This is a genomic window from Streptomyces sp. NPDC107559, from assembly GCF_055657365.1.
Map to the genome: position 1 here is coordinate 40,897 of NZ_JBVKBD010000024.1, position 18,624 is coordinate 59,520.

The 18,624-nt window shown below is 70.8% G+C and carries 17 protein-coding genes; 6 read left to right on the top strand and 11 right to left on the bottom strand.

Going from position 1 to position 18,624, the window contains the following annotated elements; genetic code table 11:
* Positions 1-2 precede the first annotated feature (2 nt).
* The 7 genes from ACZ7OY_RS39730 to mce all read right to left on the bottom strand — a co-directional run bounded on the left by ACZ7OY_RS39730 (position 3) and on the right by mce (position 10,138).
* The gene (locus ACZ7OY_RS39730; protein ID WP_472250428.1) at positions 3-872 is read right to left on the bottom strand and encodes an ABC transporter permease; all 870 of its coding nucleotides are present in this window, start codon (positions 870-872) and stop codon (positions 3-5) included.
* Positions 869-2,197 carry an ABC transporter ATP-binding protein gene (locus ACZ7OY_RS39735; protein ID WP_472250429.1) on the bottom strand — a complete coding sequence of 443 codons (1,329 nt, stop codon included), beginning with the start codon at positions 2,195-2,197 and terminating at the stop codon, positions 869-871. The genes ACZ7OY_RS39730 and ACZ7OY_RS39735 overlap by 4 nt, the downstream gene beginning before the upstream one ends.
* A 145-nt stretch (positions 2,198-2,342) precedes the next feature.
* The gene (locus ACZ7OY_RS39740) at positions 2,343-3,113 is read right to left on the bottom strand and encodes an ABC transporter permease (protein WP_472250430.1); all 771 of its coding nucleotides are present in this window, start codon (positions 3,111-3,113) and stop codon (positions 2,343-2,345) included.
* A 2-nt stretch (positions 3,114-3,115) separates the two neighbouring features.
* Positions 3,116-4,066: an ABC transporter ATP-binding protein gene (locus ACZ7OY_RS39745; protein WP_472250431.1), complete on the bottom strand. Its 951-nt coding sequence runs from the start codon at positions 4,064-4,066 to the stop codon at positions 3,116-3,118.
* Between the two features lie 270 nt (positions 4,067-4,336).
* Complete coding sequence (locus tag ACZ7OY_RS39750; RefSeq protein ID WP_385526675.1) at positions 4,337-5,272, bottom strand: coiled-coil domain-containing protein; 936 nt, start codon at positions 5,270-5,272, stop codon at positions 4,337-4,339.
* A 364-nt stretch (positions 5,273-5,636) separates the two neighbouring features.
* Positions 5,637-9,488, bottom strand: coding sequence for a polarized growth protein Scy (gene scy, locus ACZ7OY_RS39755; RefSeq protein WP_472250432.1), 3,852 nt, complete (start codon positions 9,486-9,488; stop codon positions 5,637-5,639).
* 209 nt (positions 9,489-9,697) lie between these two features.
* Entirely contained in the window at positions 9,698-10,138 is a 441-nt protein-coding gene (gene mce, locus ACZ7OY_RS39760; protein ID WP_351610591.1) for a methylmalonyl-CoA epimerase, read from the bottom strand.
* A 147-nt stretch (positions 10,139-10,285) separates the two neighbouring features.
* Here mce and ACZ7OY_RS39765 point away from each other — a divergent pair, with 147 nt between their 5' ends.
* Complete coding sequence (locus ACZ7OY_RS39765) at positions 10,286-11,485, top strand: acetyl-CoA C-acetyltransferase (RefSeq protein ID WP_472250433.1); 1,200 nt, start codon at positions 10,286-10,288, stop codon at positions 11,483-11,485.
* Between the two features lie 35 nt (positions 11,486-11,520).
* The gene (meaB, locus tag ACZ7OY_RS39770; protein ID WP_472250434.1) at positions 11,521-12,477 is read left to right on the top strand and encodes a methylmalonyl Co-A mutase-associated GTPase MeaB; all 957 of its coding nucleotides are present in this window, start codon (positions 11,521-11,523) and stop codon (positions 12,475-12,477) included.
* 179 nt (positions 12,478-12,656) lie between these two features.
* Here meaB and ACZ7OY_RS39775 read toward each other — a convergent pair whose 3' ends face one another.
* The 4 genes from ACZ7OY_RS39775 to ACZ7OY_RS39790 all read right to left on the bottom strand — a co-directional run bounded on the left by ACZ7OY_RS39775 (position 12,657) and on the right by ACZ7OY_RS39790 (position 15,304).
* Positions 12,657-13,133, bottom strand: a complete 477-nt coding sequence (locus ACZ7OY_RS39775; protein WP_472250435.1) for a MarR family winged helix-turn-helix transcriptional regulator — start codon at positions 13,131-13,133, stop codon at positions 12,657-12,659.
* Positions 13,134-13,225: 92 nt separating this feature from the next.
* On the bottom strand, positions 13,226-13,978 hold the full coding sequence (locus ACZ7OY_RS39780; protein ID WP_472250474.1) for an AIM24 family protein: 753 nt from the start codon (positions 13,976-13,978) through the stop codon (positions 13,226-13,228).
* A 41-nt stretch (positions 13,979-14,019) separates the two neighbouring features.
* Positions 14,020-14,670 (bottom strand): AIM24 family protein, encoded by a 651-nt coding sequence (locus ACZ7OY_RS39785; RefSeq protein WP_472250436.1) that lies wholly within the window; start codon positions 14,668-14,670, stop codon positions 14,020-14,022.
* Between the two features lies 1 nt (position 14,671).
* Entirely contained in the window at positions 14,672-15,304 is a 633-nt protein-coding gene (locus ACZ7OY_RS39790) for an AIM24 family protein (RefSeq protein WP_472250475.1), read from the bottom strand.
* A 191-nt stretch (positions 15,305-15,495) separates the two neighbouring features.
* On the opposite strand from ACZ7OY_RS39790, the gene ACZ7OY_RS39795 reads away from it, so the two are divergent.
* The 4 genes from ACZ7OY_RS39795 (at position 15,496) to ACZ7OY_RS39810 (ending at position 18,564) form a co-directional block, all read left to right on the top strand.
* The gene (locus ACZ7OY_RS39795) at positions 15,496-15,840 is read left to right on the top strand and encodes a DUF3817 domain-containing protein (protein ID WP_351610579.1); all 345 of its coding nucleotides are present in this window, start codon (positions 15,496-15,498) and stop codon (positions 15,838-15,840) included.
* Positions 15,837-16,130, top strand: a complete 294-nt coding sequence (locus ACZ7OY_RS39800; protein ID WP_351610576.1) for an MTH1187 family thiamine-binding protein — start codon at positions 15,837-15,839, stop codon at positions 16,128-16,130. Before ACZ7OY_RS39795 ends, ACZ7OY_RS39800 begins: the two co-directional genes overlap by 4 nt.
* A gap of 231 nt (positions 16,131-16,361) precedes the next feature.
* A complete protein-coding gene (locus ACZ7OY_RS39805) occupies positions 16,362-17,429 on the top strand; it encodes a right-handed parallel beta-helix repeat-containing protein (protein ID WP_472250437.1) in 1,068 nt (355 codons plus the stop codon).
* Positions 17,430-17,484: 55 nt separating this feature from the next.
* Positions 17,485-18,564 (top strand): methyltransferase, encoded by a 1,080-nt coding sequence (locus ACZ7OY_RS39810; protein ID WP_351610567.1) that lies wholly within the window; start codon positions 17,485-17,487, stop codon positions 18,562-18,564.
* Positions 18,565-18,624 lie beyond the last annotated feature (60 nt).

An 18,624-nucleotide genomic window follows, 5' to 3' on the forward strand; every position in this document is an offset into this window, starting at 1 on the left:
GGTCAGACGTCCCGCTTCTCCAGCAGCGCGTAGGCGCCGGCGAACGCGACGGCCGTGACGCCCAGCGCGATCCACAGGGGGTCCCAGCCGGACGGCCCGGACTCGCTGAGCGAGTTCGAGTAGAAGACGCTGAGCTGGTTCGGGATCGAGTACTCGAAGAGCGCCTCGCGGACCTTCTCCAGCGACGAGGAGAACATGAAGAGCGCGATGACCAGCGGGGCCAGCAGCACGCCGATCATGATGGTGATGGCGCCCGCCGAGTGCCGGATGATCGAGCCGAGCACCAGCGACAGCAGGCCGAGCAGCGCCATGTAGAACGAGACGCCGACGGTGGCCTTGAACCACTCGCCGCCCGACGGCTGCCGCGCCCCGCCCAGGATGGACACGTCCGCGAGGGCCACGAGCGACGCCGACACCAACGTGACCACGAAGGCGACGAGGAAGAACACGATCGCCTTCGCCGTCAGCACCCGGCCGCGCGAGGGGCACGCGGTCATGGTCGTGCGGATCATGCCGGTGCCGTACTCCGAGGCCGTGGTCAGCACGCCCAGCGTGATGATGCACATGCTGCCGATGAGCAGCCCGAAGAAGCCGAACGACAGCGGGTTCTCGCCGGACAGGTCCGACTCGCTCGCGTTGGCGGAGATGACCAGGGCGGCCAGCAGCCCGATGCCCACGACGAGCAGGACGAACACGCCCAGCGTCCACATCGTGGAGCGCACGGACCTGATCTTCGTCCACTCGGAGGCGATGGCGTGCCCGAGGTGCGTGCGTACGACGGGGATCGGCGAGGTGTAGGTGGGGTACGCGGAACCGGCCGCAGCCTGCCAGTCGGGCGCGGCCTGTGGCATCGGGGGCTGGGGCGTGCTCATCGGGCGTCCTCGGGCTTGGTCGGAGCGTCGGTGGCGGGTGCGGGCGTTGCCTCTGCTGCCGGGGCTGCCGGGGCTGCCGGGGCTGCCGGGGCTGCCGGGGCGGCGGGCGCGACCGGCGGCGCGGCAGCGGCGGGCGGTGCGGTGACCGGGGGCGCGGCGGCGGGCGGTGCGGTGACCGGAGGCGCCGTGGGCGCCGCGTACGGGTTGGGCGTGGCGGGAGCGCCGTAACCGCCGTACGGGCCCGCGGGGACCTGGCCGGGCGCCTGGGGCTGCATCGCGAACGGCTGTCCGCCGTGCTGGGGCGGCGGCGGGGCGTACCAGCCCGGCTGGCCCTGCCCGGGTATCGGCATCGGTATCGGCGGCTGCGCACCGGGCGGCAGCGGCTGCATCAGCCCGGCCTTCTGGTCGACCGTCGAGCGGTAGTCGACCGCGCCCTGCGTCATCCGCATGTACGCCTCCTCCAGCGAGGCCTGGTGCGGCGACAGCTCCCACAGCCGTACCTCGGCCTCGTGCGCGATGTCGCTGATGCGCGGCAGCGGCAGTCCGGTCACCCGCAGCGCGCCGTCCTGCTCGGGCAGCACGTGGCCGCCCGCCTCGGCGAGCGCGGACGTGAGCTTCTCGCGCAGCTGCGGCTCGGTGTCCGGGGTGCGCACGCGCGCGAAGTCGGCGGAGTTGGCCGAGATGAAGTCGCGCACGCTCATGTCGGCGAGCAGCTGGCCGCGTCCGATGACGATGAGGTGGTCGGCGGTCAGCGCCATCTCGCTCATCAGGTGGCTGGAGACGAACACGGTCCGCCCCTCCGCCGCCAGGGTCTTCATCAGGTTGCGCACCCAGAGGATGCCCTCGGGGTCGAGGCCGTTGACCGGCTCGTCGAAGAGCAGCACCTGGGGGTCGCCGAGCAGTGCGGCGGCGATGCCGAGCCGCTGCCCCATGCCGAGCGAGAACCCCTTGGAGCGCCGCCGCGCCACGTCCTGGAGCCCGACCACGCCGAGCACCTCGTCCACGCGCCGCGCCGGGATGCCCGAGAGCTGGGCCAGGGACAGCAGATGGTTACGGGCGTGCCGGCCGCCGTGGACGGCCTTGGCGTCGAGCAGGGCGCCGACCTGGCGCGCGGCGTTGGGCAGCCGGCGGTACGGGTAGCCGCCGATCGTCACCGAGCCCGCGGTGGGGTTGTCCAGGCCGAGGATCATCCGCATGGTCGTCGACTTGCCCGAGCCGTTGGGCCCGAGGAAGCCGGTGACGGCACCCGGTCGTACCTGGAAGGAAAGGTTGTACACGGCGGTCTTGTCGCCGTAGCGCTTGGTCAGGCCGACAGCCTCGATCATGCTCCGCACCCATCGAGAGGATCAGGACAGCGGGGCGCACGCCCCCCGTAAGGGTAAGGAGCCTATCGGTGTGCTGACGGTTCCGCTCAAGGGAAGGTAAAACAACGAACAGGTCGGTGCAGGTCAGCGCAGGTCAGCGCGGTCACTAGGCGTCGCGGTTGCGCAGCACCAGGTAACCGCCCGCGAGCGAGGCGATCACCCACAGCACCATGATCCCGAGCCCGCCCCAGGGTCCGTAGGGGGTGTCGTCGTCGAGTCTCTGGACCACCCGCATGATCCTGCCGCCGGCCTGGTCGGGCAGGAACCGGCCGATCCGCTTGGTCTCGTCGACGTTGGCGAGGATGTTGGAGATCAGGAAGAAGAACGGCATCAGGATGCCCAGCGACAGCATCGGCGAGCGCAGCATCGTGGCGACGCCCATCGAGAACATCGCGATGAGGGTCATGTAGAGGCCGCCGCCGATCACCGCGCGCAGCACGCCGGGCTCGCCGATCTCCGTGCGCAGCGAGCCGAGCATGGCCTGGCCGAGGAAGAAGGCGGCGAAGCTGGTGACCATCCCGACGATCAGGGCGAGCACGGTCGCCACCGCGATCTTGCTGGCCAGGAAGGTGCCGCGCTGCGGCACGGCGGCCAGCGAGGTGCGGATCATGCCGGTGCTGTACTCGTTGGACACCACCAGCACGCCGAACACGATCATCGCCAGCTGGCCCAGGGTCATACCGGCGAAGCTGACGAAGGTCGGGTCGAAGGAGAGCCGCTCCCGGACCGGCATCCGGTCGAACTGGCTCCGCGACAGCGCCGAGATCAGCATGCCGAGGGCGACGGTGACGACCACGGCGAGGGAGAGCGTCCACACCGTGGACGCGACGGAGCGGATCTTCGTCCACTCGGACCTGACGACCTGCGTCGCCGCCATGCTCAGCCCCTTTCCCAGCCGTCGCCCCACTGACGGGGCAGAGCGGCGTCGGCATGCGCGTGGTACTCCACCGACTCGGCGGTCAGCTGCATGAACGCCTCCTCCAGGGAGGCCTGCTGGGGGCTCAGCTCGTGCAGCACGATGTGGTGCTGCGCGGCCAGTTCCCCGATGAGCTCGGGCTTCCCGGCGTCCACCTCCAGCACACCGCTGCCGGTCTCCACGACCGTGATGCCGGCCTCGTGCAGCACGTCGAGCAGCCGCTCGCGCTGCGGGGTGCGGATGCGGACGTAGGCGCGCGAGTTCTGCCGGATGAAGTCGGCCATGGAGGTGTCGGCGAGCAGCCTGCCCTGCCCGATGACGACCAGATGATCGGCGGTCAGCGCCATCTCGCTCATCAGATGGCTGGAGACGAACACCGTCCGGCCCTGCGCGGCCAGCGATTTCATGAGGGTGCGGATCCAGTGGATGCCCTCGGGGTCCAGCCCGTTGACCGGCTCGTCGAACATCAGGATCCGCGGGTCGCCGAGCAGCGCCCCCGCGATCCCGAGCCGCTGTCCCATGCCGAGCGAGAACCCCTTGGCCTTCTTCTTTGCGACCGCGGACAGTCCGACGGTGTCGAGCACCTCGTGGACCCGGCTGTTGGGGATGCCGTTGCTCTGCGCGAGGCAGAGCAGATGGTTGTAGGCGCTGCGGCCGCCGTGCACGGCCTTGGCGTCCAGCAGGGCGCCGATGTACTTCAGCGGGTTCTTGAGATCGGCGTAGTGCCGGCCGTCGATGCGGACATCGCCCGCAGTCGGCCGGTCGAGGCCGAGCATCATGCGCATGGTCGTCGACTTGCCCGAGCCGTTGGGCCCGAGGAAGCCCGTGACGATGCCCGGTCTGACGGTGAATGTCAGCCTGCTGACCGCCACCTTCTCGCCGTACCGTTTGCTCAGCCCCTCGAGCTCGATCATGCCGCCCACGCTAGGGCGGCCGTTGGGCGACTGCCACCCGGGCGGGCAAACAGCGTCCGACCGCGCGACGAAGGCCGTACGACGCCGGTCGAAAGGCCGTACGACGACGACCGGAAGACTGTACGAGAGTGCCCGGAGCACCGCCCGAAGGCGGCCGGACCGGAACGCGGCGGCGGGGCTCGGACGGGCCTTCGGTGACGGCCGGACGGTGGTACGACGAAGGCCCGCGCCCCCGGGGGAGGGTGCGGGCCTTTTGCTGTCGTGAAGGACTTACCGGGTCTGCTGGGCCGGAACCCCGCGGGAGATCGGCTCGTCGTCGGCCGGGCTGCCGGCGGCGGCCACCGCGGCACCGGTGAGCGTGGCGAGCATCTCGCGGACGTTCGTCAGCTGAGCGTTGATCGAGTCGCGGCGGTTGGTCAGCGCGGCCAGCTCACGCTCGGATTCCGAACGGATGCGGTCGGCCTTGGCGTTCGCGTCCGCCACGATGTCCTCGGCCTGACGCTGGGCCGTCTCCACCGTCTGGCGGGCCCGGCGCTCGGCGTCCGTGCGCAGCTTCTCGGCCTCCAGGCGCAGCTGCTCGGCGCGGTGCTCGATCTCCGCCAGGCGCTTCTCGGCCTTCTGCTGACGCGAGGCCAGGTCGCGCTCGGACTGCTCGCGGCGCTTGGCCAGGTTCGTCTCGAAGTCGGCGGCGGCCTGCGCGGCCTTGGCGCGGGTCTCCTCGAAGAGGGCGTCGGCCTCCTCACGCTTGGACTGCGCGTCCTTCTGGGCCTCGGCACGCAGCTGCGAGGCGTCGCTCTTGGCCTTCTCGACGATCCGGACGCCCTCGTCCTCGGCCTTGGACTTGCGCTCGGAGGCGAACGACTCCGCGTCGTTGCGAACCTGCTGGGCGGCCGACTCGGCCAGCTCACGGTGCTGCTCGGCCGCGCGGCGGGCCTCCTCGCGCAGGTCCTTCGCCTCCTCCTCGGCGAGGCGGAGGATCTTCTCGACACGCGCACCGAGGCCGGCGTACGACGGCTCGGCGTCGCTCACTTGAGCCTGAGCGTTCTGCGTCTCGAGGTGGAGCTCCTCGATGCGCTTCTCGAGAGCGGTGATACGGGCCAGAGCGCTGTCGCGGTCGGAGACGAGCTTCGAGATGCGTTCGTCCACCTGAGCGCGGTCGTACCCACGCCGCACAAGCTCGAAGCCGTAGGGGGAAGTGTCGCTCATGGGGTTCCTGTCGAATGAGACCGGTGAGGTGATAGGTGGAATCCTAGGGGCCTAAGCGGTGTGTCATCGAGCGGATACGTGTTTGATCTGGAGAATGACACCCCTTTTGGGTGGCTCGCCGCAGGAGGGCTTGCCAAAAACCTGGTCAAAGACCCCAGACCTTAACGGAACTCTCACGATCCGCCGAGGGTTCCTCATACCTCACGGCCCTCGGCGTCGATTGCGTCACATCGGGCCGACGTCACCTCCGACGCACCGGCACTCGCACCCGCACTGACACCGGCACCGGCTACCAAAGCGGTCGAGGTCCGCCCCGAAAGGCGGACCTCGACCGATCGCTCCAGCTCGCCGGCTCTCCGGCTTTTCAGCTCTCCGACGGCTTGCCATTACCCGGACGGGGTGTGCCCACGGTCGCGCCCGCCTTGACCGTGCCGTCCTTGCCGGCGCCCGGCGCCTCGAACGACTCCAGCGCCTCCAGCACGTCCTGGACCCGGGAGATCTCGGTGTTGATGTTCTCGCGGCGGCGCACCAGCACCTCCAGCTCGCGCTTGCCCTCCTCGACGGTGCTGCGCGCCTCGCGGATCGCCTCCGCCTTGAGCTCCTCGGCCTCGCGCACCAGCGACGCCTTCTTCTGCTCGGCCTCCTTCAGGAGCAGCTCCGCCTTCTTCACGGCGGCGATGCGCACCTTGCCCGCCTCGGAGCTGGCCTCCGACAGCAGTTCCTTGGCCTTCGACTGCGCCTTGGCGAGCTGCTCCTCGGAAGCCTTGATGAGCGCGTCACAGCGGTCACCGGTCGACTTCATCGTCTCCGACGCCTCACGGCGGGCCCGCGAGTGCAGGTCCTCGATCTCGGACGTGATGCGGTCGCGCAGCTCCTGCGCGCGCTCCCGGATCGCCGTCGCGTCCCGGCGGGCGCCGACGAGCAGCTCGTCCGCGTCCGCACGGGCCTTCTCCACCAGCCCGTTGCCCTCGATCGTCGCCTCGGACACCAGTCGCTCGGCCTCGCTGCGGGCCGCGCCGACCATCGTGTCCGCCTGGGACTCGGCGTCCGCCGTGGCCTTGAGCGCCTGCTGCTGCGCCTCGGTGAGCAGCTTGTCGGCCTCGGCCGTGGTCTCCGTGATGAGCGTGTCGACCTGCTCGGCCGCCTCCGAACGCCGCTTGTTGGCTTCCGTGCGGGCCTCGTCGAGGGTGCGCTCGCTCTCCTCGCGGGCCTGGGACACCAGCCGCTCGGCCTCCGCCGCCGCGACGGTGCGGACCCGCTCGGCCTCGGCGCGCGTGCGCTCGGCGTGCCGCTGCGCGGAACCGACCGTCTCGGCGGCACCGGCACGCAGCCGCTCCGCGTCGCCCTTCGCGTCCCCGATCAGCTTCTCGGCCTTGGCGACCGCCTCGGCCCGGACCCGCTCGGTCTCCGCGGCCGTCTCCGACTGAAGACGCTCCGCCTCCGCCGTGACCTCGGTGACGAGGGTGTCGGCCTGGGCCGCCGCCTCCGACCGGATCCGGTTGGCGTCCTCCCGGGCCTCCGCCCGGGTGCGCGAGGCGTCCTGCTCGGCCTTCGCGGTCACCTCGGAGGCCTCGGTGCGCACGTTCTGGGCGTGCGCGGCCGCGTCCGAACGCAGCCGCTCGGACTCGGCGATCGCCTCCGCCATGGTGCGCTCGGCGAGCGCCTTGGCGGCCTCGGACTCCTCGTGCGTCTCGCGCCGGAGCCGGGCGGCGTCCTCGCCGGCCCGCTCCCGCTCGGCGTAGGCGTCGGTGCGGACCCGGTCCGCCTCCTCCTCGGCCTCCCGGCGGGTACGGTCCGCCGCGTGGTCGGCGGCGGAGCGCAGCCCCGTGATCTCCTCCTGCGCCTGCTCGTGCAGACCGGTGACGGAGTCGCGTACCTGCTGGGCGTGCTGCTCGGCGGCCGACACCAGCTCGCCGGCGCGCCGCTCGGCCTCCTCGACCAGGCGCACGGCCTCGGTCTGCGCGTCCTCGACCCGCTTGCGCGCCGAGGCCAGCAGCTCCTCGCTCTGCTCGCGGGCCCGCTCGCGCTCCTGGTCGGCCTCCTGGCGGGCGGAGCCGAGGAGTTCCTCGGCCTCGCGGCGCCGGCGGACGGCCTCCTCCTGGGCGGCGGCCAGCGTCTCCGACGCCTCCGTGGCCAGCCGCTCGGCGGCGGCCTGCGCCTCCGAACGCATCCGGTCGGCGGTCTCCTGGGCCTCCGTCTTCAGCCGCTCGGCCTCGGCCGCGGCATCCGAACGCAGCCGTACGGCGACGGTCTCGCCCTCGGCACGCGAGACGGATGCGTCGGCGGCGGCTTCGTCGCGCAGCCGCTCGGCCTCCGCCTCGGCCTGCGCCTGGAGGGTGCGGATGCGCTCGGCGGATTCGCCGCGCAGCCGGTCGGTCTCCTCGCCGGCCTCGCGGCGGATCCGTACGGCCTCCTCGCGGGCCTCGGTCAGCGCCTGCTCGGCCGACGCGATGCGCTCCTCGGCCTCGGTGTGCAGCCGGGTCAGCCCGTCGGCCGCCTCCGCCTGCCGGGCCGCTATGGCGCGCTCGGTGTCCTCGCGCAGTCCGGCCGCGGCCCGCTCGGCGTCGGCCGTGATGGCCTCGGCCCGCTCGGTGGCCTCGTCGCGCTGCTCCTCGGCCTCCTTGCGGGTGCGCTCCAGGGTGTCCTCGGCCTGCCGGCGCAGCGCGGTGGCGCGCTCGATGGCCTCGGTGCGGACCTTCTCGCTGTCCGTCGTGGCGCTCTGGCGCTGCTCGTCCGCGTCCGCCTTCGCCTTCGAGAGGAGTTCCTCGGCGGTCTTGGCCGCCTCCTCGATCTGCTGGACGGCCTCCCGCCGGGCCTCGGCGCGGATCTTCTCGCCCTCGCCGACCGCGTCGGAGCGCAGCTGCTCGGCCTCGCCGCGCAGCCGTCGGGCCTCCTCCTGGAGCTCGACCGTCTTGGCGCGGTACTCCTTGGTGTCGTCCTTCGCCGTGCCCTTGAGCTGCTCGGCGATGTCGTGCGCCTCGGCGCGCAGCCGGTCGGCCTCGGTCTCCGCCTCGGTGCGGATCCGCTCGGCCTCCTCGGTGGCGGCCCGGGTGGTGTTGCGCGCGTCCTCCTCCGCCCGGTTGAGGACGTCCTCGGCGGTGCGCGCGGCCTTGCCGAGCTGGGAGGCGGTCTCCTCGGCGGTGGCGCTGCGGGCCTTCTCGGCGGCCTCGGCGAGGACCTTCTCGGCCTCCGCACGGGCGTCAGCGACGACCTGGTCGGCGCTCGACTTGGTGGCCTCGGCCTCCTTGGTGGCCTCGCTGACCAGCCGGGCGACCTGCTCCTTCGCGGTCCGGGTGCGCTGCTCGTTGGTGGACTCGGCCGTGGTGAGCGCCTTGGCGGCGGCCTCCTTGGCCTCGGCGAGCACCTTCTCGGCCTCGGCGCGGGCCTCGCGCAGCGCCGTGTCGGCCTCGGCGATGCGCTGCTCGGCGGCCCGGCTGAGCTCGGTGGCCTGGCGGCGGGCGTTGTCGGACTCGTTCGCCGTGGAGCTGCGCAGCGCCTCGGCGTGGTCGGTGGCCTCCTGGGCCTGGGTGGAGGCGGCGTTCAGCAGCCGCTCGGCGTCCGTGCGGGCACGCCGCAGCAACTGCTCGGCCTCCGCGCGGGCCGCCTCGGCCTCGGACTGGAGCCGCTGCCGGGTCTCCGCGGTGACCCGTTCGGCCTCCGCGCGGGCGGCGGCCATGGCTTGGTCGACCTCGCCGCGGGAGTCCTCCAGGAGCCGGCGGGCCTGCGACTCGGTTCGGGCGCGCAGCTGCTCCGCCCACGCCACGTTCTCGTTGACGTGCGACTCGACGGTCTGCCGGCGCTCCGCCAGCTCCTGGTCCAGCTGCTGGCGCCGGGTCACGGCCTCCTGGTGGAGCTCCGCCTGGAGGCGCGCGGCCTGCTCGGCGTGCTCCTGGAGGATGCGCTGGTTCTGCGCGCGGGCCTGGCTGAGCTCTCGCTCGGCCTCCTGGCGCAGCTGGTCCGCCTGCATCTGCGCGTTACGCAGCAGCTGCTCGGCCTGGTACCCGATATCGCCGCCGTCGAAGGCGGGCCGGGACATGATGGTGCGACGCGCCTCGTGCAACTTGGCGCGCAGCACCTCGACCTGGTAGCCGAGGTCCTCGGCATGCTGGATCGCCTTTTCCCGCTCGGTCTTCAGCCGCTTCATCTCGGCTTCGAATCGAGAGAGGTGGTCGACGTCAGCCGCCGGCTCTCGCTCCTGGCTCTCGTAGCCCCGCACTGCGCGGTCCCATCCGTCCCCTGGTCGCAAGCTTCTCCAACGAGCTCCGTCCATCCGCCGAACGGGGCCCCCGGGGAATGGTGTCAGATCAACGACGGAGCATGGGCTGCTGCCCCGACGCTCGTCCCCCGAAACCCGGACCCCGGAATGCGGTCGCCCTGGTGTGAGCGGCGACCGCCCCCAACCCTACCGGCCCATATGTACGAGGGTCAGTGCTCAGGTGACTCAACCGCCGCCGAAGTGACCAGTTCTGTCAGTACACCGTGGCAGTCCTTGGGGTGCAGGAAGGTGATTCGCGACCCCATGGAGCCGCGTCGTGGCTCCTCGTACAGGACGCGTACGCCCTTGTCCTTGATGTCGGCTGCGTCCGCGTCCACGTCCGCCGTACCGAAAGCGATGTGATGGACACCCTCGCCGTTCTTGTCGAGCCACTTCGCGACCGTGGAATCCGGACGGGTGGGCTCCAGGAGCTGGAGGTACGAGGCGCCGCCGTCGGACGTATCGTTGATCTTGAGCATGGCCTCGCGCACGCCCTGTTCCTCGTTGACCTCGGAGTGGAACACCTCGAAGCCGTACGTCGCACGGTAGAACTCGACGGTCTTGTCGAGGTCGAAACAGGCGATCCCGATGTGGTCGATTCGCGTCAGCATGTTGTCAGTGCAGCGCTTCGGAAGTGGTTACGCAACGTGCGCGCGATCACACCGACAGCCGGATGACGGGTGGACTACCGCTCAGTACATTCGAGTAAACCCTCGTTCACTCCTCGGCTGTGCAAGCCGGTAAGGGGATCGCAGCTCATGTCTTCTGGAACGAACAGCTCGGTGATCGTCGCGGGGGCGCGTACGCCCATGGGACGGCTGCTGGGCTCGCTGAAGTCCTTCTCGGGCGCCGACCTCGGCGGCTTCGCGATCAAGGCCGCCCTCGACCGTGCGGGCATCGGCGGCGACCAGGTGCAGTACGTGATCATGGGGCAGGTGCTCCAGGCCGGGGCGGGGCAGATCCCGGCCCGCCAGGCCGCCGTCAAGGCCGGCATCCCGATGAACGTGCCGGCGCTGACGATCAACAAGGTGTGCCTGTCCGGCCTCGACGCGATCGCGCTGGCCGACCAGCTGATCCGCGCGGGCGAGTTCGACATCGTCGTGGCGGGCGGTCAGGAGTCCATGACCAACGCCCCCCACCTGCTGCCGAAGTCCCGCGAGGGCTACAAGTACGGCGCGGTGGAGATGCTCGACGCGATGGCGTACGACGGTCTGACCGACGCCTTCGAGAACATCGCCATGGGCGAGTCCACCGAGAAGCACAACACCCGCCTGGGCATCGCCCGTCCGGAGCAGGACGAGATCGCCGCGCTGTCCCACCAGCGCGCGGCCGCCGCCCAGAAGAACGGGATCTTCGAGGCCGAGATCACCCCGGTGGAGATCCCGCAGCGCAAGGGCGAGCCGGTCGTCTTCAGCAAGGACGAGGGCATCCGCGGCGACACCACCGCCGAGTCCCTGGGCAAGCTGCGCCCGGCGTTCACCCGGGACGGCACGATCACCGCCGGTACCTCCTCGCAGATCTCCGACGGCGCGGCGGCCGTGGTCGTGATGAGCAAGGCCAAGGCGCAGGAGCTCGGTCTGGAGTGGATCGCCGAGATCGGCGCCCACGGCAATGTGGCCGGCCCGGACAACTCCCTCCAGTCGCAGCCGTCGAACGCGATCCTGCACGCCCTGAAGAAGGAGGGCCTGGAGGTCTCCGACCTCGATCTGATCGAGATCAACGAGGCCTTCGCCGCCGTCGCGGTGCAGTCAATGAAGGACCTCGGGGTATCCACGGAAAAGGTGAACGTCAACGGCGGCGCCATCGCCCTGGGCCACCCGATCGGCATGTCCGGCGCCCGGCTGGTGCTGCACCTGGCGCTGGAGCTGAAGCGCCGTGGCGGCGGGGTCGGCGCGGCCGCGCTGTGCGGCGGCGGCGGCCAGGGCGACGCCCTGATCGTGCGGGTGGCCAAGGCCTGAGCCCCGCTGTACGACCTCTCGCGAACGGAGCTGTGATGCAGGACGTCTCCTCTCTGGTGACCCAGGCCAGGGAAGGCCGGCCGCGGGCCGTGGCCCGGCTGATCTCCCTGGTGGAGGGGGCGTCCCCGCAGCTGAGGGAGGTCATGGCGGCGCTGGCCCCGCTCACCGGCAACGCCTACGTGGTCGGGCTGACCGGCTCCCCGGGTGTCGGCAAGTCGACGTCCACCTCGGCGCTGGTGACCGCGTACCGCAAGCAGGGCAGGCGGGTCGGCGTGCTGGCCGTCGACCCCTCCTCGCCGTTCTCCGGCGGGGCCCTGCTGGGCGACCGGGTGCGGATGTCGGACCACTCCTCCGACCCCGGCGTCTACATCCGCTCCATGGCGACGCGCGGCCATCTGGGCGGGCTCGCCTGGTCCGCGCCGCAGGCGATCCGGGTCCTGGACGCGGCCGGCTGCGACGTGGTCCTGGTGGAGACGGTCGGCGTCGGCCAGTCGGAGGTGGAGATCGCCTCCCAGGCGGACACCTCGGTCGTCCTGCTGGCCCCGGGGATGGGCGACGGCATCCAGGCCGCCAAGGCCGGGATCCTGGAGATCGGCGACGTCTACGTCGTCAACAAGGCGGACCGGGACGGCGCCGACGCCACCGCGCGCGAGCTGAACCACATGCTCGGCCTCGGCGAGTCCCGCAGTCCCGGCGACTGGCGCCCCCCGATCGTCAAGACGGTCGCCGCCCGCGCCGAGGGGATCGACGAGGTCGTCGAGGCCCTGGACAAGCACCGGGCCTGGATGGAGGAGCGGGGCGTCCTGACCGAACGCCGCCGGGCCCGCGCCGCCCGCGAGGTCGAGACGATCGCCGTCACGGCGCTGCGCGAGCGCATCGCCGACCTGCACGGCGACCGCCGCCTGAGTGCGCTGGCGGAGCGGATCGTGGCGGGCGAACTGGACCCGTACCGTGCCGCCGACGAACTGGTGGCGGGCCTGACCCGGAGCTGACGCGGCCGGCCGCGAGGCCCCCGGGCGGGGCCTGCGCGGGGCCGCCGCCGGACTGTGGCGACTTGTGCCCGCCCGCCCGCTCGCTCGGCCCGCCGGGGCGGCGGCGCCCTCGTGGGGCGCGCAGGCGGGCGGAGCCCGGTCCGGGCGTCCGCCCGCCGCCGCTCGCGCGGGGCGTGCCGTCAGAGGCGGCCGCGCTGCCCGCGAAGGTGCTGGGCGATGGGCTTGAGGGCCTTGTCGAGCTCCGCCAGGGCCTCGGGCGAGACGAGGTCGATGAAGTGATTCCGCACGGACGCCACATGGTGGGGCGCGACCTTCTGCATGGTCTCCAGGCCGTGCTCGGTGAGGACCGCGAACAGCCCCCGCCGGTCGGACTCGCAGTTCTCCCGGCGGACGAGGTCGGCGTTCTCCATGCGGGTGATCTGGTGGGAGAGCCTGCTCTTGGACTGGAGCGTGGCGGTGGCGAGATCGCTCATCCGCATCCTGACGTCCTCCGACTCGGAGAGATTCACCAGGATCTCGTAGTCGTTCATTGTCAGGCCGAACGGCTGGAGGTCCTTTTCGAGCTGGTAACTCAACAGCCTGTTGACCTCCAGGTGGGTGCGCCAGGCGCACTGCTCCGCATCGGTCAGCCAGCGCGTGGCCGTTTCGGTCTCCATGAATGAAGTCTACCTAAAAGGTTGAAAGGCGAACTAGTGAGGGTGGTGTGACGGTGCGCACGCGTTCGATGTCACACTCCGCAGACTACCGCTCACAGCCCGAAGCGACGCTGGAGGTCTCCCAGCTGTCCGGGAAGGCGCGGTGCCCCGGACGGCTGCCCCTGACCACCGTGGACGCCGCCGCCGGGCACGCCCGCCGCGTGCGGAACCACCCCCGTGGCCTGCTCGGCCATGAGGGTCTCGGTCGACTGGAGCAGCACCGTGCCGGCGCCGACGAACTCGAACTGATGCTCCTCCCCGGAGGCCCCGCCCAGGCCCGTCATCGCACGTAGACCGCCCATCACGCCGGTCATGTACGCATGGTCGTAGTGATGGCACGGCGAGGGGCAGTCCGCCCAGCCGACGAGCGCCTGCGGGTCCACCCGGATCGGAGGCTCCATGAACACCACCGGCCCGTTAGATGCGGCCACAAACTTGCCGGTTCCGATAAGGGTCAGAAAACCCGGCACGATCGACTGCTTGAGCGCGAGACTTGGCTGAAAAGCGAGCAGATTGCCCGAGCGAATGGTCAGGTTGCCCTCGTCGAGGTCGTACGAATTCACATCGAAGGCCCGGTCGGCGAGGAGCATCTTGCCCGAGCCCTCCGCCACGACCCACTCGGCCGCGTGCAGAGGCGAATGAAACGACGTGCGGACAAGCCGGTCCAAACGGCCGTGCCCGACGCCGTTGAAGTCGATCGACCCGTAGTAGGCGATCATCTTCCCCTTCTGCAGGAACCACTGGCTCCCCTTGAGCTCCACGCAGAAGGTGTAGGCGTTGACGTTGTCGTCGACGGGCAGCGTCATCGGGTCGTGCACCACCGGACCGCCCGCCGTCACGTACCCGCTCACAGCTTCTCCTCCGACGCCTGGACGTAGACCGTGCCGCTGCCGCTCAGCTCCAGCTGGAACGCCTCCCCGGAGCCGCGGCCCACCATGTCGCGCCAGCCCAGCGCCGTGGACAGCTTGTTGCGCACGTCGCCGTGATGGGCGACATACGCCTGCGGGTCGACGTGCACCGGCCGCTGCGGGGTGATCGGGAGCTCGAAGACCCCGCCGTGGGCCATCACCGCCACCGCGCCGTGCCCCTTGAGCGTGGTCGTGAACAGCCCCTGGCCGGTGACCTGGCCCCGGACCATGCCCATGACGCCGCCCTGCGCGCCCATGAACATCGTGCCCTGCTGGAGCGTGCCCTCGAAGGCGAGCAGGCGGTCCGCCTCGACGTACAGCGTGTCGCCGGTGAGGTGGACGACCTGGACGTGGTGGCCGCCGTGCCCGAACAGGACCGTGCCGCTGCCCTCGACGGACATCAGCGGGGTGGCCTCGCCCGCGACCCGGCGCCCGATCATCGACATGATCCCGCCCTGGCCGCCCTGGATGTCGGGGGTGAAGGACACCTCGCCCCGGTAGGCGAGCATCGCGCCGCGCTGACTGAACAGCCGCTGTCCCGGGAGGACGGTCGCCTCGACCATCTTGGAGTTGATCTCACGGAAGGCCATCTCAGAGATCCCCCGCCACCGTGTTCCGCTCGCTCGGCTGCACGTACACCAGTCCGTCCCCCTCGAAGCGGATCTGGAAGGCCTCGCCGCCGCCCTCCCCGAGAAAAGTGCGGAACGTCACACCGGACTGGAAGGACTGCCGGACGTTCCCCTGGTGCGCGATGTACGCGCCGGGGTCGACGGTCAGCGGGTACTGCGGGCTGACCCGGAGCACCACCGCGGGTCCGTCCGAGGTGATCGCCGCCTGGCCGTGCCCCTCGACGGTCGTCGTGAACAGCCCGTTGCCCTGCGCGGCGCCGCGCAGCCCGGTGAACGTGGTGCCGGTGTGCAGTCCGGCGTCCGTCGCGAGCAGGTTGCTCGACTCCACGTACAGCTTGTCCCCCTGGAGGCGGACGAGGTTGATCTCGCTCGCGCGGTCCGCGAACCAGCACGTCCCCTGGCCTCTGACCTCCATCACCGTCATCTGTTCGCCGGTGAGCCGCCGGGTCACCATCCCCCGCAGCCCCTCGCCGCCGCCACTGAGCTTCTTGAAGGCCATCTGCCCGTCGTACGCGACCATCGAGCCGTTCTTCGCCTTCACGGCATCCCCGGTCATGTCGACGGCGAGCACCTTGCTGCCCTGCATTCGGAACATCGCCACGCTGCGAAGGTAGCCGCCGCCCGCTCGCCCGGACAGGTCCCCGGGGCGGAGAACGCCCCTGAATGCACCCCTAGGGGAAGTGCGGCCCCCCTCCCGGACGGCGCCGGACCGTTTGTCACAATGGGCGGACGCTTGTGCGCGCGTTCACAAACCGTGACCTCCTCGTCTCCCACCGAAGGTGCCCCGTGGACCTCAAAACCGCCACCGCCCTCCGCCGCCTCCGTCTCGTCTCGGCCCCCGAGGCCATCTCCTTCCTGCTGCTGCTCGTCTGCTCGGTGCTCAAGCGCACCACCGACTTCAACGCGGTGCCCGTGATGGGAGCGGTCCACGGCGTCCTGTTCATCCTCTACGTGATCTTCTGGGCGGACGCCTGGAACCGCGCCAAGTGGCCGCTGGGCACCGCCGCGCTCTACTTCGTCCTGTCGGTCCTGCCGACCGGCGGCTTCTTCGCCGAGCGCCGGCTGCGCCGCGAGGCCGAGGACGCGGTCATCGCCTCCCGGGCCCGCAAGGAAGGAGTGGTGAACGCATGATCGTCGCCTTTTCCGTCACCCCGCTCGGGGTCGGCGAGGAGGTCGGGGAGTACGTCGCCGACGCCGTCCGGGTGGTCCGCGCGTCCGGGCTGCCCCACCGCACCGACGCCATGTTCACCTCGATCGAAGGCGAGTGGGACGAGGTGATGGACGTCGTCCGGCGCGCCGTCGCCGCCGTCGAGGAGCGGGCGCCGCGGGTGTCCCTGGTCCTCAAGGCGGACATCCGGCCCGGGGTGACGGACGGGCTGACCTCGAAGGTGGAGACGGTGGAGCGCCACCTCTCCGCGTAGCACGCGATACGCGACACGCGGCACGCGACACGGAACACAGCCACGGAAAAGCCCCGACCCCCGACGGCCGGGGCTTTTCCGTGCCCGTGGCACGCAAGGAGTTTCACGGACCCTCAGCGGTCCCCGCCGACACCGCCTTTCGGGTTCGGGATTGCGCCGTCCGTGCTCCAAACGCGGTAAAAGAGGTGGGTGAACCTGGCGGGTCGGAAATGCGGACCATAGCTTCGACCCATGAAAAGAAAGCACATCGGATATCTCGGCTGCACCGCACTGGTGATCGCATCGGGACTGGCCGGTATTCCCACGGCCGATGCCGCTTCGTCGGTCCATGTGGTGCGTCCGGGGCAATCGATCCAGCGGGCGGTCGACGTCGCGAGGTCAGGTGACGTCATCTACATCAGGCCCGGCACCTATCGCGAGAGCGTCCGCATCACGAAGTCCCACCTCGTCCTGCGTGGTTCGGGCGCGCTGACCGTGCTGAAGCCGGCCTTGAACAAGAAGCGGGCGGCCAACGGCTGCGCGGCCGCCGGCAACGGCATCTGCGTGGAGGGCACCGCCGCCAGGCCCGTCGTCGACACCCGTATCCGGGGGCTCGTGCTGACCGGCTTCAAGAAGAACGGTCTGTGGGCCTCGCGCACCGACAGGCTGTCCGTGCGCCATGTGACCTCGGAGCGGAACGGCAACTGGGGCTTCGCCGAGGAGCTCTCGGTCCGCAGCCTGTTCGCGCACAACGTCGCCCGCAAGAACGGCGAGTCGGGCCTTTTCCTCTCCAACACGGTCCGCACCGAGGCGGGCGCCATCGACACGCACGGCACCGTCGTCCGCAACAACCGGCTGACCGGCAACCGCATCGGCATCACGGTCCGGCGGCTGCGCAACGTCACGGTCAAGAACAACGACATGGACCGCAACTGCGGCGGCATGTTCGTGGTCGGCGACGAGAACAAGCCGCGCACCGGCAAAATCCTCGTACGCAGGAACTACGTCCACGACAACAACAAGTACTGCCCGAAGACCGCCCGGCTGCCCTTCATCCAGGGCGCCGGAATCGTCCTCACCGGAATCGAGAAGTCGGTCGTCGAGCGCAACGAGATCCACCACAACGTGGGGAAGTCCCCGTTCTCCGGCGGAGTGGTCCTCTTCAAGAGTGTCGTGGGCGCGCCGAACCAGAACAACATCATCCGGCGCAATGTGCTGAACGGTAATTCGCCGGCCGACCTGGCCAACCGGGACACCGGAAAGGGAAACAAGTTCGCCCACAACACGTGCCGGCGCTCACTGCCCGCCGGAATGTGCTGACCGGACCACCCGTGCCCTTGCCGCACCAAGCGAACCAAGCGAATCGAGACGGTACATGACCACTGTGAGTCCCGCCCCCGCGCAGACTCCGGCCACCGTGGCAGAGCCCGCCACGGCCCCGCAGCAGCCCGCCCCGGCCATGCGGCTGAGGGAGCTCGTCTTCGGCGCCGCCTGCGCCGCGGCCGTGCGGGCGGCGGCCAGGCTCGGCGTCGCCGACGCCCTCGGCGAGCAGCCCGCGAGCGCGGAGCAGCTCGCGGCCCAGCTCGGCGTCGAGCCCCGGCCGCTGCTGCGCCTGCTGCGCGCCCTGTCCTGCTACGGCGTCTTCGCGCAGAACGAGGACGGACGGTTCGTCCACACCAGCATGTCCCGGCTGCTGCGCGAGGACGACCCGCACAGCCTCCGGTACATCTCCCTGTGGTGCACCGAACCCTGGACCTGGGACGCCTGGCCGCTGCTCGACGAGGCGGTGCGCTCGGGCGGCAGCGTCTTCCACGAGCTCTACGGAAAGGGGTTCTTCGACTACCTGCACGAGGACGCGCAGGACTCCGCGCACGTCTTCAACCAGGCCATGACGACGTCCAGCGAGCAGTCGGCGCGGGACGTCGCCGAGCTCCTCGACCTCACCGGCGTGACGACGGTCGCCGACATCGGCGGCGGTCAGGGGCACGTGCTGGCCAGCCTGCTGGAGAAGCACCCGGACGTTCGCGGCACCCTGCTCGATCTGCCGAGAGTGGTGGAGAAGGCGGACGCCCGGCTGCGGGTGGGCGGCGCGCTCGCCGAGCGGGCCCGGATCGTCGGCGGGGACTGCCGTGAGGACATCCCGGTCGAGGCCGACCTGTACATCATCAAGAACATCCTGGAATGGGACGACGACAGCACCCGCAGGACGCTGCGCAACGTGATGGCGAAGGCTCGTCCCGGGACCCGGGTCGTCATCATCGAGAACCTCGTCGACGACACCCCGTCGATGAAGTTCACCACCTCCATGGACCTGCTGCTGCTCCTCAACGTCGGGGGAGCCAAGCACACCAAGGAGAGCCTGGTCGCCCGCATGACGGAGGCCGGGCTGACCGTCGCCGAGATCCAGCCGGTCAATGCGTATCTGCACGCGTTCGAGTGCGTCGTACCCGCCTGATCCCGACGTGACAAGGGTCCGCCCCCGGTCGATGCCGGGGGCGGACCCTTGTCACGCCGG

What these genes read in the sequence shown, in the direction of transcription:
- ACZ7OY_RS39730 (WP_472250428.1), bottom strand. Translation starts at nt 872, where the DNA reads ATGAGCACGCCCCAGCCCCCGATGCCACAGGCCGCGCCCGACTGGCAG.
- ACZ7OY_RS39735 (WP_472250429.1), bottom strand. Translation starts at nt 2,197, where the DNA reads ATGATCGAGGCTGTCGGCCTGACCAAGCGCTACGGCGACAAGACCGCC.
- ACZ7OY_RS39740 (WP_472250430.1), bottom strand. Translation starts at nt 3,113, where the DNA reads ATGGCGGCGACGCAGGTCGTCAGGTCCGAGTGGACGAAGATCCGCTCC.
- ACZ7OY_RS39745 (WP_472250431.1), bottom strand. Translation starts at nt 4,066, where the DNA reads ATGATCGAGCTCGAGGGGCTGAGCAAACGGTACGGCGAGAAGGTGGCG.
- ACZ7OY_RS39750 (WP_385526675.1), bottom strand. Translation starts at nt 5,272, where the DNA reads ATGAGCGACACTTCCCCCTACGGCTTCGAGCTTGTGCGGCGTGGGTAC.
- mce (WP_351610591.1), bottom strand. Translation starts at nt 10,138, where the DNA reads ATGCTGACGCGAATCGACCACATCGGGATCGCCTGTTTCGACCTCGAC.
- ACZ7OY_RS39765 (WP_472250433.1), top strand. Translation starts at nt 10,286, where the DNA reads ATGTCTTCTGGAACGAACAGCTCGGTGATCGTCGCGGGGGCGCGTACG.
- meaB (WP_472250434.1), top strand. Translation starts at nt 11,521, where the DNA reads ATGCAGGACGTCTCCTCTCTGGTGACCCAGGCCAGGGAAGGCCGGCCG.
- ACZ7OY_RS39775 (WP_472250435.1), bottom strand. Translation starts at nt 13,133, where the DNA reads ATGGAGACCGAAACGGCCACGCGCTGGCTGACCGATGCGGAGCAGTGC.
- ACZ7OY_RS39780 (WP_472250474.1), bottom strand. Translation starts at nt 13,978, where the DNA reads ATGACGCTGCCCGTCGACGACAACGTCAACGCCTACACCTTCTGCGTG.
- ACZ7OY_RS39785 (WP_472250436.1), bottom strand. Translation starts at nt 14,670, where the DNA reads ATGGCCTTCCGTGAGATCAACTCCAAGATGGTCGAGGCGACCGTCCTC.
- ACZ7OY_RS39790 (WP_472250475.1), bottom strand. Translation starts at nt 15,304, where the DNA reads ATGTTCCGAATGCAGGGCAGCAAGGTGCTCGCCGTCGACATGACCGGG.
- ACZ7OY_RS39800 (WP_351610576.1), top strand. Translation starts at nt 15,837, where the DNA reads ATGATCGTCGCCTTTTCCGTCACCCCGCTCGGGGTCGGCGAGGAGGTC.
- ACZ7OY_RS39805 (WP_472250437.1), top strand. Translation starts at nt 16,362, where the DNA reads ATGAAAAGAAAGCACATCGGATATCTCGGCTGCACCGCACTGGTGATC.
- ACZ7OY_RS39810 (WP_351610567.1), top strand. Translation starts at nt 17,485, where the DNA reads ATGACCACTGTGAGTCCCGCCCCCGCGCAGACTCCGGCCACCGTGGCA.